A 13,284-nucleotide genomic window follows, 5' to 3' on the forward strand; every position below is an offset into this window, starting at 1 on the left:
GATCCTGTATGAGAGTTGCTCTCAAAATCGCTTATATAGGCTCTTCATATCGTGGTTCTCAGGTGCAGCCTGGAGTATCCACTGTGGAAGGGAAACTTTTTGAAGCCCTGCAGTCCCTTGAGATTATCGAGGATCCTTCCTCTGCCAGATTTGTAAGTGCCGGGCGTACGGATACCGGAGTGCATGCCATGGGACAGGTGGTGGCTTTTGATACCGATAAACCCAAGCTGGCTATTCCCAGGGTGATCAATTCCAAATTACCCGGGGATATATGGGCGTGGTCCCGTGCTGAAGTCGACAGTGATTTTCATCCCAGAAGGTATGCCAGAAATCGTACCTATCGCTATATAACACCTTCAATGGATGCCGATATTTCAAAAATAAGAGCCGCTTGCAGTATCCTTGAAGGCAGTCATGATTTTGCTAATTTTTGTTTCAGGGATAACGGACGCAGTACCATTCGCAGAATCGAGAAGATCGATGTGAGACTTGCAGGCAACCTGCTCAGGATCGATATCACGGCCAACAGTTTCCTGTGGAAAATGATTCGCAAGATTGTAACTGTCCTGTTGCTTGTGGGCAATGGTGCCAGGGATCTGGAATGGCTGGAAAACATGCTGGATCCTGCTTCCTACGAAGAGGGTATTAAACCTGCAAAACCCTATGGGCTTATTCTGACGGATGTGAATTATGGCGATTCAGTCCAGTGGTTTGATGACGGTTACTCCATGCGTCGCTCCCGTGAAAGAATAGAGGAATATCTTGTTTATCATCAGGTGTTAGCCGAGGTAATGGACCAGTTTTTGCCAAAAGAATAAAAGGCTGAATGATGCAGTTACATATTCGAGATGCTGTAATAGATTATGATATAGTTCACCGTCCCGTCAAATACGCAAGATTGGAGTTTAAGGACGGAATGTTGCGGGTAATTGTTCCCAAAGGATATGGTAATGCTGCAGCCTTTATCGAGAAAAATACAGACTGGATTTACAACAAACATCTGCATTTGCAGCGGGTTATTGCTCTATCCGGGGAAAAGAGACTGGAGAAAAAGCGCGCAGATCCTCTCTTTTATAGTTTCGTGGAAAGTATTGTACAAAGGCTGCAACGTGAACTGGAAGTGGAGGTCAGGGATTTAACTTTCAGGAAAATGAAGAGGAAATGGGCCAGCTGCAGCAGTGATAAAAAACTTGTTTTCAACCGGCACATGATGTATCTGCCGGATAACCTGATAGAATTTATTGTGTATCACGAGCTTTTGCACCTTATCGAGTTTAAGCACAATAAGAGATTCTGGAACCTGGTAGAAGCCAGATATCCTCTACGACAAAAGTATGAACTGGAACTTGCAGCATACTGGCATCTCATTAAAAAGACATTTTACTGATTATTTTTTTGCAAAATTGTAATATTGCGGGTCAGGCTTCTGTGTATTCTCTGGCTGTACTGTTTCACTATTGTAAATCCCGCATCCAGTGCGAGCCTGTTAATCTCCATCTCCGAGACGATTACTGCTTTACTGCTGGGTTTGAGAACCCTGTACATTTCTGCGAAGGATTCTTCGTATAAATGCCGGATGGATTCTGCCTTTATCATGGCGGACCTGCCATAAGGAGGATCGGTGATCACTGAATCAATGCAGCTGTTTTTGAGGGGTAATTTACAGGCATCCCCCTGCAGCAGGTTATAATCCCCGCCGAAATATTCCAGATTCATTTTTGCTCCCTGTATGATCTCATTCCGCGCTTCCAGGCCGATTACTCTTGAACCCAGCATGGCCGCTTCCACAAGTATGCCGGCAGTACCGCAGAACGGATCCAGCAGTCTGGTATCCTTGTTTACCCCTGCAAGATTCACCAGCGCCCGGGCTGTAATGGGCATGAGTACCCCTGGATAGAAAAAGGGTTTCTTGTGGGGTGCACGTGCATGGAATGCCTTGCGGTCTATGGATGCAATGACACAACCACATACGCATTTTTCGGTCAGTATGAGCCGCAGGGTAACATCGGGTTGGTTGAGATTGGCCCTGTAACCCTTCCTGAAAACAGCTCCGCCTACCCTCTGTTCCAGGTAGGAGCCTTCCACGGTGGTATGGTGATTGACCTTCCGGGCACGTACTACAAAGGTCTGGCCTGCAGAAAGATGGGGTTTGATGTCGCAGTTTTCTGCACTGGAAATAATGGTTTCGGGTTCATTATTGCAGATGAAAGTAACGCGCAGGATATGATGGCACATGGCCAGTTTTCCGGCAAATTTTTCCAACCTAATTTCGGCATCCGGCTCTTCAAGTTCCACCACAAGGCAGTGATCATAATGCTGCGTGTATACCGGTTTGAGACCTTCGGTAGCCAGACAGGCCAGAGCCTCGTCTGCAGCGATTTCTTCATGGTCTCCGGAAAGCTCAAAAGCGTAGCGCATATCAGAACATCTTTTCAAGAGCCTGTCTGCCGGTCATCCCTTCCTCAATTCCGATACCAAGGGCTTTTTTGCTTACCGATTTCAGAGATGCCTGCAGTACATCTTCAAAACTGTCCACACCACTTACCACAGCAGCCACATCCCCCAGTTTGTCTGCGGTTTCCATATTGAGATAGCCACACATCACATAACCCATGTCGGCTTTGATCAGGAGCAGGGAAGCGTTTTCAAATTCCCATTTGAGACCCTGTGCTGTACCGTTTTCCAGTTTGATCTGTTCTATTCTCATTTTGCTCACCTGATTATTCAGTGTAAAGGGAAAAATACGATGTATTCCCTATATTGCCCCTCACAAAAGTAGTATTTTCTCCTTCTGAAACAATAACATTCTCCATTCCTGCTGTAGAATTTATCTCCACTGTATCAGCAAGTTCGATAACAACTTCAGACTGATTCTGCCCCCTGAAGGTAAAGTTTGTGTCGGAATTGAGAACTGGAGTATCAAAAATATAGTCGACACTGTAACGGTTGTCTATCCTGTCTGTTTTGTTGATGTTGCCCAGTGTTTCAAATCCCATTTGTGCTGCGATATCGGTTACCTGGATATTCTCGGAGGAACCATTGATCTGTACATCCATCTCCTCTTCCAGTTCTCCTTTGAGATAATTGCGCACTTTGACATCCATTTTCAATACTTCCCAGGCGTTTACAAGCCCGCTGTCGTCTCCCAATTGTGAGTCGATGTAGTCTCTGTAAAGAATGGCGGATGAATTTGTGTAACTTTCGTTGTAATTCCATTTCATGATGTTGTTTTTAAGTATTATGTGATTGCTCCAGGTCATCTGGGCAGATGCAGGCATAATCAGAATAAATAGTACAAGCAGGATAGGTATTGCAACCACAAGTTTACGCAAAACGGACACCTCAACGAGTAGTGATCTCACACCCATCTTCAGTGACAATCAGCGTGTGCTCGGCCTGGGATACCATTCCTCCGCCCACCTCTTTCAGTACAGGGAAGGAAGTGATGATTTCAGCCTTTTCAAGTTGCATCAGGGCAAGATCGATTTTGGAAGAGGTCAGCCATCTTTTGGCAAAGGGAAGGGTGCTGTATTCTTTCAGTTCCTTGAGAAGTTTGCGGGCTGCAGGCATACGTATGGGCTTTTTCTGTATGAACTGGTAGATTTCCGTGAAACTACCATCTGAGATCTTGCCCGCACCATCTGTCGCAAAGGGCTCGATGGCTATGATATCGCCTGCCTGAAGTTCCATCCCCTGTCCGATATGGCGGTTGGGTATGCTTGGCGGGGTATGTGCCTGATAACGTGCAAGGCCGTGGCCCGTGAGATTTGCAACCGGTTTGAATCCCTTGTCACGGATTGTATCCTCGATAACCGCTCCGATCTCTGCAGTATTCACACCGCTTTTGACAGTATCTATGGCTGCATCCAGTGCCTCTCTGGAAGCATCTGCCAGATCCTTATTTCCTGAAAGGTCAACGGTCAGGGCGGCATCGGCAATATAGCCATCCACATGTACTCCCATATCCAGCTTGACTATGTCCTTGCCAAAAACTTCCGTATCCCCTGCCATCGGGGTTGCATGGGCGGCTTCGTCATTACGTGAAAGATTGCAGGGGAAAGCGGGTTTGCCTCCAAGTTCCATTGTACGTTGTTCCACAAACTCGGCTACATCCAGCAGCTTTGCCCCTACCTTGATTTTATCCGCGGCTTCTCCCCGTACCTGTGACAGAATCTTACCGGCGGTTAGATACTTATCGAGAATCTCCTCGACTTCCTGAACTTTATCCTGCATGCTCATCACCTGTTATGATTCTGGAGATTAATGTTTATACTACAAATTCCTTTTCAAAAGTGTTCAGGTTCTCATAACCATGTTCTGTTATCAGGACCAGGTCTTCCAGGCGTATCCCGCCGATCTGTGGGTAGTAGAGCCCCGGTTCAATGGTAATGATATTGCCCGGCTGCAGGGGTATCTCCCTTAAACCGATCGAGGGTGCTTCATGCACTTCCAGTCCGACACCATGCCCTGTGGAGTGGATGTATCCTTCACCTTTTTCAGCATCCGTGAAATATCCCCTTTCTTCGAACTCGTCACAGACCGCTTGATGCACATCATTTGCTGCAACACCGGGTTTAAGCATTCCCAGAGCCTTTTCCTGGGCTGCAAGCACGGCATCGTACATCTGCTGTAATTGTTCTGTAGTTTCTCCCCTGGTAACGGTACGGGTCATGTCGCCACAGTAGTGATGCATTTTATGCTGCGGGAAGATGTCGATCACAATGGGCTCGCTTGCCAGCAGCTGTCCCTCACCATGCCAGTGTGGATCGGCTGCACCCTTGCCACAGGCCACAATGGTTCCATGGGCCCGACAGTCATGATCAAGCAGGCAATGTTCAATAATCCTGCGTACCCTGGATGCTGTCAGGGGTTGACCTTCAAGGAAGAGTTTATTGTCCTCGATCTCAGCGGTCCTGATGGTTTCAATGGCTGCCTGCATTGCCTCTTCGTTGGCCTGCTGGACCTGCCTGATAAGATTGACCTCCCCCTTTTCCTTGACCTCACGCAATTTTCTAAGGGGGCTCTGGATCGGATTGACGGTAAAGCCCATCTCTTTGAGCACCTGAGCCGTATAAACGGGGAAATCCCGGGGTACTGCCACATGTCGCACTCCTTCCTTCTGCAGTAACTGGCCGATACATTCCCCGTAGGCCCTGCCCGGGTCGGCTGTTTCCTTGAGGCGTTTTTTGTAATCGCAGAAACTTAAAGGCACGATTTCCTCGATCCTGCTTTCCTTCTGAGCCCTGCCCTTTTCCATATCCGATATAAGCATCATGTCCCTGGCATTGCGGGTCTGGATGTAACAGAAAGGGTCGCCTGCACGGAATTTCGTGGCAAAATACATATCGGCGTTGGAAGAATCGGCAACAAGGAGGTAGGCTTCACATCGGTTTTTTGCAAGGGCTGCAGTAACGTCCGGGAAATTGTTCGTTTGCTTCATGTACTGAAATTTGTACTGATGCTACATAAGGGTATCAGCGGAAAAAGAAAAAGTCCTTGAAAGAGCTTAACAATCCAAAACACAGGAAGGAGGTTGTAGAAAGGCCATTTTAGATTTTTCGCTCACCCCCTGTTGTAGCCGTGGCCCGAATAGAGCCGATACATCCTGTTGCGACGTACTCTGCCTTTATTGTCCAAAATGGCAGAAAAGACCACAGCCGGGTCAATCTTTTTCCCCTGTTTGTACAGTACAATTTTTTCTATCATTTATTTATTCCCACTCCTTGAGGTTTTAACCCTGAAGAGTAGATTGGCAGGGAGATATTTATACTGCTGCAATTGGGCTACACATGTAAGGGATTTGGGTAAGGATAGTTGCAGAATACCCCATCATAACAGGCATCATGAATGCCAATATAGAATTTTTGTGTAATTTGTAGACAAAGCATGTTTTGTATAGGACAGATATTATTATATACGTTATGTCTCAAATATTAATAATATGAACAATTAGCCCCCTCTTCAATCCCGGGCTTGCATAATTCTAATTAAAACAGCAAGGTGTCCAGATGAAAATCCCCCCTAATACTTCTGATTTTAACCATTTTGATGGTTGGTACAGCAGGTGCAGATACACTTAATGTGAACGACACTGGATGGTGGAAAGATGGCAACTCTTTCAATGAATCCTCCACTCCTATACAGGCAGCTGTGAGTAATGCAAGTAGTGGAGACACTATTCTCGTGGATTCAGGTACCTACATTGAGAATATCGAAGTTTCCACATCATTATTGAATATCACTTCGGCAAATGGTGCTTCTGTCACACATGTCATTGCAGCCGATCCAGAAAATCCTGTCTTTGATATAAAATCTGATAGTGTAACTATTAATGGATTTAATATTAGTGGTGCTAATGGTAATAATGGTATTTATGCATCAGGCATTTATTTGAATAATGCAAACTATTGCAACCTAACTGATAACACAATTCCAGATAACTACTTTAGTGCTATATATTTAAGTAGTTCTTCCAATAATAACATAACAGGCAACACTATTGCAAATAATAGTATGATTTATGGAATTTATCTGGCCTCTTCTGAAAACAACAATCTAAGTAATAATATTGTTTTTGGTAATAACTATGGGATTTATTTAGCAAATTCCAACAATAACAATTTGACAGGAAACGATGTATCAGAAAATCCCGGAATTGGAATTTATTTGCAATCTTCAAGTAATGATAATAAATTGATTGATAACATCATTCAAGATAACGAGGGTCATGGCATTCTTATGGATGATTGTGATAATAACAATATAACTGCCAATAATATTTCAGACAATGGATATTTTGATGGGGACGAATTTAGTGGTATATATCTACTAAATTCTATTACTAACAATATAACTGCCAACACAATTTCAGGCAATGGCTATCATGGAATAAAATTAGAGGGAAGCAATTCTAATAATCTTATTGACAACACAATTTCAGGCAATGGATATTTTGATGTGACCGCATATAGTGGTATATATCTACTAAATTCTATTACTAACAATATAACTGCCAACACAATTTCAGACAATGATGGCAATGGAATTTATATGTCTTCGCCTAAAGATACTTCCAGTGACAATAATTTTTCCAGTAATACTGTATATAACAATTCCAATGGTATCTATTTACAATATCCTCAGGATAGCACTTTGACTGATAACACTGTATATAACAATTCCAATGGTATCTATTTACAATATCCTCAGGATAGCATTTTGACTGGTAACACTGTGTTTAATAATACTGAAAATGGTATTACTCTGTATGATGTTGATAGAGTCTATAATGAAAATAATACCCTTATAGATAACACAGTTTTGAATAACAATAATGGTATAGATATTTCATATGTTTATAACACTACCCTTATTGACAACATAGCTTTGGATAACAATAATGGAATAAAGATTGCTCACTCTAAATACAACAATTTGACTCAAAACAATGTGTCAAATAATATCAACAATGGAGTTTATTTTGTTTCTTCCCACGAAAACAGGCTGGTTAATAACACTATATTGAATAACAAAATTGGACTACTTTTGGGCGGGCAATACGGATCATCTAATAATTTTGTTGGCAATAATAATATTTCTAATAATGGGGACAATGAAATAAATTCAGATCAAGGATATGGATGTGGAATATATATCCATGAATCTGGAAAAAATGAATTGAGTGGAAATATCCTGTCCAATAATGATCGGTATGGAATTTTTTTATATCCAGGGTATAATAACTCCATCTACAATAATACTATCTCAATGAATGGGGGTGGTGGCATATATTTAAGTGGTGGAAGTTCTGAAAATCATATCTATAATAATTATTTCAACAATGATATTCGGAATGCTTACATTTCTGGAACTCTGACCAATTACTGGAACACCACAAAAACCCTCGGTCCCAATATTGCAGGCGGAGACTATATCGGAGGTAACCTCTGGGCGACTCCGGATGGCACCGGTTTTAGTCAGGAAAATACTGATACTGATGGCGATGGTTTTTGTGATACTCCCAACGATACTTACACAATACATGAAGCAGAGAATAATTACGACTATTTGCCTCTTGTAATGCCGACTTCTCTTAAATTCACAGAATCACCGGCTGTCTTTTTCATCAACAATGATGGCACTAACAGATCTGAAAATGCAAATTTCACCTTTGCTTACAGTGGGGAGAATATCAGTTTGTGGACAAAACTGGATAATAAATCGGATGCCAGCGTAGTTGCAGATTTTTCCAATATAACTGGAAATACTAATCCCATTTCATTTGAGCATCAGGGTGATGGTGTATTCACCCTTCTGAATCATACTATGCCAGATAATGATACTGGTGTCTATTATATTTCCATTCATGCCACAACAGCTACAGGTGCTAACAATACCGTCTGTCCTGTAATGCTGAATTTCAATCCCCAATCAAATATAACCGGTCTGGGTAACCCCAATACTACAGATTGGACTACTATTGAAGATCTTACCAATGTAAGCAACCTGACCTTTGAAGCAAACGACAGTAATGGTGATGTAATTGGAAGTCTGGAATTCACGGAATACGTAAATCTCTGTGATATTGAGTTTGCCCAGAAATTGCAACAATTCGGGGAATATGTAGATTTCGATACAGCGCAGACAACACTGGACTCTGCAAACCTGAGCAGGTTGAATAATTCAACCAGTCTTACAATGTATGGCCTTGGATCCTTCGAAAACCAGCCGGGCATACTGCTCGATGGCCAGCCAATCCTGGAAGCAGGCAATACCTCCAGTGACTCGGTTTCAGGGCTTGATTGGAACGCAGAGAAAGGTACATTGACTTTCAGTGTAGATCACTGGTCGACCTATACTGCTGATGGTAAAACACCCGAGGTCACTGCAATTTCTCCAAAGGAGAAAAGGGTAAAAGTTGGAGACACTCTTGAGATGAACGTTTCGGTAAAAGACACATCCGGCATCTCCTCAGTGGTGGTCAATGTCTCCAGTATAAATGATACAGTAGATGAAGCGGTTCTCAAAAATGTTAGTGGCTACTGGGTAAACAATTCCATAATGGTGGATACAGATGCTGAAGACACATATTACCTGAATGTAAACGCCACTGATGTTCTGGGTAATTATAACAACACAGTCAACCTGTCCGTGATCAGGGCTGATACTCTCAAAGCAGATGACTATAAAAAGAGCAGTTCCGGTGGACGCTCTTCAGTAGGTCCAAGTATGCCTCCTGAAGATGTCGAAGGTACAGTTTCCGGAATTAAACGTGTGCTTGCTGGATCGAATGTGAAATATGATTTCTCTGATGGACAAGGACCTGTACTTGGAATCAGTTTTGATGCAAAGGATGACAAAGGCACAGTTGTAGCAAAGGTGCAGGCACTCAAGGACAAACCCGATGATGTGGATGATCCAAAAGGTAATTCCTACCAGTTGATGAGTATCACCGTTGGCAGTGAAGGTACTATCTCTGATGAAAATGCTGACAACATCCTGATCGAGTTCAAGGTCAGCAAAGAATGGGTTGAGGAAAACAACATCGACCCTTCCACAATACGCATGACCAGATTCCATGATGGAAAGTGGCAGGACCTTCCAAGTAATCAGGTCAGAGAAGATGACCAATATCTCCACTTCACAGCCGAGACTCCCGGATTTTCTGTATTCAGCATTGTTGGAGATGAATACAAAGAAGGGATTGAAGAACCGATTGCCGAGCAACCTGAAGATGAAGAAACAACAGATGAACCTGCATCTGAAACTGAAAATGCTCAGACACCCGGCTTTACCGCCATTTTTGCAGTGGCACTGATTGCAGGTGCAGCACTCATAATGCGGAAGGACTAAAAGTCTTGAAAATGAGCGGAGTCACCCGCTCATAATATTTCTTTTTGATTGGTAAATTTTCTATAGAACCAATACCCTTATAGTTAGAAGTAATAGTACTAAAATCAGATGAAAGAATCATCACAGATTAAAAAGGATGTAAATGCTGTTCTGACAACCACATTGTTATATGTTGTCTTTGCAGGTCTTTGGATCCTGTTTTCAGATATGGCATTGGGATGGTTTGTTTCTGATATAAGATTATATGGCCTGCTGCAAACCTATAAAGGATGGCTTTTTGTTCTGGTAACCGCCCTTTTGTTTCTATTTTACGTAATACCCCACATTAATGAAATCAACAACTTCTACGAAGAGGCCTTAAAAGCCAAAGAGGAATACAGGTCCATCTTTGAAACCGCTGCAAACCTGATTACCTCTATAGATTCTGATGGCATAATTGTTGACTGCAACAACCAGGTCCAGAATTTCCTGGGTTATAAAAAAAAGGAAATCATAGGCTATCCAATGGCAAAGATAATTCATCCGGATTATCTGGGCAAAGCTTCCCAATCCCTTCAGGAAATCCTTGAAACCGGCTATTCTTACGGTAAAGAATACAAGATGGTTAGAAAGGATGGCACTCTTATTGATGTCATCATAAATTCCTCAGGTATGAATAAAACCAATGGAAACTATGAAAGAACGATATGTATTATCAATGACATCACTCAACGTAAAACGAATGAAAAAAGGATTGAGTACCTGACTTCGGTGTTAAAATCCATACGCAATGTAAACCAGCTTATCGTAACAGAAAACGATAAATTAAAACTTGTACAGGGTATCTGTGACATCCTCGCTGAATCCCATAGTTTTTACAGTGCATGTATATGTTTGATGGATCATAATCAAAAGCCAATCCTTTTTGAGGAAAGTAGCGGAGTTAGTAAATATTCACTCCTTTCCTCAAAAATGGAAAAAGGTGAAACCCCTGATTATATCAGGACTGTTTTAGAAAAAGACGAATTGCTTATTGTGGATGACTTATTTGAGCAATATACCGATCATACTCCGGCAAAGGAATATACAAAATCAGTACACCTGCTTTCTAAACTTGAATACAAGGATAATGTATATGGTGTAATTGCAGCCACCATATCCCGGGAATTTGCACAGGACGGCGAAATAATCGGTTTGTTTGAAGAAGTAAAAGGTGACATTTCTTTTGCCCTCTACAAACTGGAACTGGAAGATATTCGCCAGGAAATAGAAAAACATCTCGTGGAAAGTAAGGTAGCAGCTGAGGAAGCAAATCGTGCCAAATCAGAATTCCTTGCCAATATGAGTCATGAATTAAGGACACCTCTTAATTCAATCATTGGTTTTTCTAATATCCTGAAAGATAAAAAACATGGTGATTTGAATGAAAACCAGACCAGATACATATCCAATGTTCTCAAAAGCGGAAAACATCTGTTGAAATTGATCAATGATATTCTTGATCTTTCCAAAATAGAAGCGGGTAAAATGGGGTATGAACCTGAAAACATGAACCTTACAGAAACGGTGGATGAAGTAGTAACCTTGATGCAACCCATGGCTAATAAAAAAGATATTGAACTTACATCCAACATCGAATCTGAAGATATAGAAATATTTGCTGATAAGGTAAAATTCAAACAAATCATGTATAATATACTCAGCAATGCAATTAAATTCACACCTCAAAAAGGTAAAGTTACAATTACATCCCAGCTTGTCGGTGATAATATTGAAATATCTATCTCAGATAATGGTATAGGTATTCCTGATGAAAAATTCCAAAGCATATTTGATCCCTTTAAACAGGTCGATTCGTCTTCCACCCGTAAATATGGTGGCACCGGTCTGGGGCTTGCCATTGTAAACAGATATGTGAAAATGCATGGTGGAAGTATACGGGTGGAAAGTGAGCCTGGAATGGGTACTACTTTTACGTTAGCGATACCTGTACCAAAATGATTTCCGTTTCAGCACAATCTAATATTAACCACTGTTTGAAAATCAATTGTCATATCTTTTCTTTTATATCTGTAAGATTTTGATTCATCATCCACTATCATCTCTGTAAGATAGCCTGCAATAATGGATGTCAGAATAATGTACACTGTAAGTATTAGAGTGTGAACTACCACTTGGCTAAACCAGATGGCTTCCTGCTTCATACCTTTCCCAACGAAAAACAAGTTTATCTTCCGGTAGATGCTGAGAAGCTGTACTTTGATGTAAAAAAGTGCTGGATTTAATCAATAACAAATGTGTATGTGCCAACTCATGATTGCGATCACTGCAAAAAACTCTTTCTGAGAAGAATTGGTTCACTTTAGATAATACACTAAGCAAAGCACACCAAGCATCATCGATCCTGCAATGATAATCATTGTCCAGGTAGCAGTAGATAGCAACGTTTTGCTAAGCATACTCCCTCCCATTAAATATTCAATGGCTAATAGTGCAAAAACCGTAAACATTAAAAATAGAATTGAAGATATAATTATAATAAATTCAGATATAACCTTGTTCATCTTAACTCTAATTTGCAACTATAGTTAATATATTATATATTTGTATGCCAATACAACATAAAAAATTCAGTATGCCAGAGAAATAGATGTTGCGCCGATATCTCAAATAATCGATCACTGGTATCCTGGTTGTGATGGATATTGCTGATATCCTCAAAATAAAGAATGGATCTGATAAATCCATTCTCATTTGAGAATTCTGATCAACGTTCCTCTTCCAGAACTTCTATAAAATTTGTTCTTATTATCACTCTACTAGCCTGTTTCCCGGGCAATTATTCTGAAATATCTGCTTATTTTTAGATAGTTTCCGCCCTCAGTCCACCACCTTTTTTCTTTTTAACGTCCTCATTTGATGCAAATTGAAACAAAACGCCGTCACCATCACCTTTCCCGCTTTGAATACGCCTTTTGTCACCGCATACACCCTTTCACAGGGCATCCTCTGTACACTAATCCTGTCATTGCGCATAATCTGTCTGATATTCAGTGGCTTTCCTCTTACCGCTCTTTGCATCGTTGCTGCAAATCCTTTTGCCGCCACTTCGAAATATCCCTTATCCCTATACACCACTTCTCCTTTTTTTGACAGATCCACCTGTGAATCATGTACTGATGCCACAGTCGTTTCAAACCTTCGAATCAACTCATTCTCCTTATCAATAATCGTAGCAGTTTGTACCCAAAATATGATTTGCCACCTTTTTTTGACCAATTTCCAATCCTCTACAATCAATCTGTCTTTGTGGTTCAAGTTCTGGATCAAAAAAGACCATGCCATTGTTGTAACACAAGCATTTTGAACATCATTACAACATCATTTTCAGGTCGACCACCTTTGTCTGTCCTGTTGATATACATAGATTCCAGTATGGGACGAAATGGTTTC

Annotated in this window: 10 protein-coding genes and 1 pseudogene; 4 read left to right on the forward strand and 7 right to left on the reverse strand. The window is 41.5% G+C overall.

What is annotated here, in order from left to right:
- The first annotated feature begins 8 nt into the window (after nucleotides 1-8).
- Nucleotides 9-818 (forward strand): tRNA pseudouridine(38-40) synthase TruA, encoded by an 810-nt coding sequence (gene truA / locus CI957_RS04850; RefSeq protein ID WP_096712651.1) that lies wholly within the window; start codon nucleotides 9-11, stop codon nucleotides 816-818.
- A gap of 8 nt (nucleotides 819-826) precedes the next feature.
- On the forward strand, nucleotides 827-1,387 hold the full coding sequence (locus CI957_RS04855) for a M48 family metallopeptidase (RefSeq protein WP_096712650.1): 561 nt from the start codon (nucleotides 827-829) through the stop codon (nucleotides 1,385-1,387).
- Here CI957_RS04855 and CI957_RS04860 read toward each other — a convergent pair.
- The 6 genes from CI957_RS04860 to CI957_RS10595 all read right to left on the reverse strand — a co-directional run bounded on the left by CI957_RS04860 (nucleotide 1,381) and on the right by CI957_RS10595 (nucleotide 5,706).
- The gene (locus CI957_RS04860) at nucleotides 1,381-2,418 is read right to left on the reverse strand and encodes a TRM11 family methyltransferase (protein ID WP_096712649.1); all 1,038 of its coding nucleotides are present in this window, start codon (nucleotides 2,416-2,418) and stop codon (nucleotides 1,381-1,383) included. The two genes, CI957_RS04855 and CI957_RS04860, sit on opposite strands and share 7 nt — an antisense overlap.
- 1 nt (nucleotide 2,419) lies before the next feature.
- Entirely contained in the window at nucleotides 2,420-2,707 is a 288-nt protein-coding gene (locus CI957_RS04865) for a YunC family protein (protein ID WP_096712648.1), read from the reverse strand.
- A gap of 13 nt (nucleotides 2,708-2,720) precedes the next feature.
- A complete protein-coding gene (locus CI957_RS04870; RefSeq protein ID WP_128754340.1) occupies nucleotides 2,721-3,362 on the reverse strand; it encodes a hypothetical protein in 642 nt (213 codons plus the stop codon).
- On the reverse strand, nucleotides 3,343-4,233 hold the full coding sequence (gene map, locus CI957_RS04875; protein WP_096712646.1) for a type II methionyl aminopeptidase: 891 nt from the start codon (nucleotides 4,231-4,233) through the stop codon (nucleotides 3,343-3,345). The genes CI957_RS04870 and map overlap by 20 nt, the downstream gene beginning before the upstream one ends.
- A 34-nt stretch (nucleotides 4,234-4,267) precedes the next feature.
- Entirely contained in the window at nucleotides 4,268-5,440 is a 1,173-nt protein-coding gene (locus CI957_RS04880) for a Xaa-Pro peptidase family protein (protein ID WP_096712645.1), read from the reverse strand.
- 122 nt (nucleotides 5,441-5,562) lie between these two features.
- A complete protein-coding gene (locus tag CI957_RS10595) occupies nucleotides 5,563-5,706 on the reverse strand; it encodes a hypothetical protein (protein WP_164909028.1) in 144 nt (47 codons plus the stop codon).
- A 342-nt stretch (nucleotides 5,707-6,048) separates the two neighbouring features.
- Between CI957_RS10595 and CI957_RS04885 the strand changes: the two genes are divergently transcribed.
- Entirely contained in the window at nucleotides 6,049-9,852 is a 3,804-nt protein-coding gene (locus CI957_RS04885; RefSeq protein WP_128754341.1) for a NosD domain-containing protein, read from the forward strand.
- Nucleotides 9,853-9,960: 108 nt separating this feature from the next.
- Entirely contained in the window at nucleotides 9,961-11,832 is a 1,872-nt protein-coding gene (locus CI957_RS04890; protein WP_096712643.1) for an ATP-binding protein, read from the forward strand.
- An 879-nt stretch (nucleotides 11,833-12,711) separates the two neighbouring features.
- Here the strand turns inward: CI957_RS04890 and CI957_RS04895 are convergent.
- Nucleotides 12,712-13,284: pseudogene (locus CI957_RS04895) on the reverse strand (transposase); the annotation flags it as partial.

It is taken from the genome of Methanohalophilus sp. WG1-DM (genome assembly GCF_004104135.1).
Taxonomy (GTDB): domain Archaea; phylum Halobacteriota; class Methanosarcinia; order Methanosarcinales; family Methanosarcinaceae; genus Methanohalophilus; species Methanohalophilus euhalobius.

Coding starts and splice junctions, on each gene's coding strand:
- map (WP_096712646.1), bottom strand. CDS start 4,233: ATGCAGGATAAAGTTCAGGAAGTCGAGGAGATTCTCGATAAGTATCTA.
- CI957_RS04860 (WP_096712649.1), bottom strand. CDS start 2,418: ATGCGCTACGCTTTTGAGCTTTCCGGAGACCATGAAGAAATCGCTGCA.
- CI957_RS04890 (WP_096712643.1), top strand. CDS start 9,961: ATGAAAGAATCATCACAGATTAAAAAGGATGTAAATGCTGTTCTGACA.
- CI957_RS04865 (WP_096712648.1), bottom strand. CDS start 2,707: ATGAGAATAGAACAGATCAAACTGGAAAACGGTACAGCACAGGGTCTC.
- CI957_RS04880 (WP_096712645.1), bottom strand. CDS start 5,440: ATGAAGCAAACGAACAATTTCCCGGACGTTACTGCAGCCCTTGCAAAA.
- CI957_RS04885 (WP_128754341.1), top strand. CDS start 6,049: ATGGTTGGTACAGCAGGTGCAGATACACTTAATGTGAACGACACTGGA.
- CI957_RS04855 (WP_096712650.1), top strand. CDS start 827: ATGATGCAGTTACATATTCGAGATGCTGTAATAGATTATGATATAGTT.
- truA (WP_096712651.1), top strand. CDS start 9: ATGAGAGTTGCTCTCAAAATCGCTTATATAGGCTCTTCATATCGTGGT.
- CI957_RS10595 (WP_164909028.1), bottom strand. CDS start 5,706: ATGATAGAAAAAATTGTACTGTACAAACAGGGGAAAAAGATTGACCCG.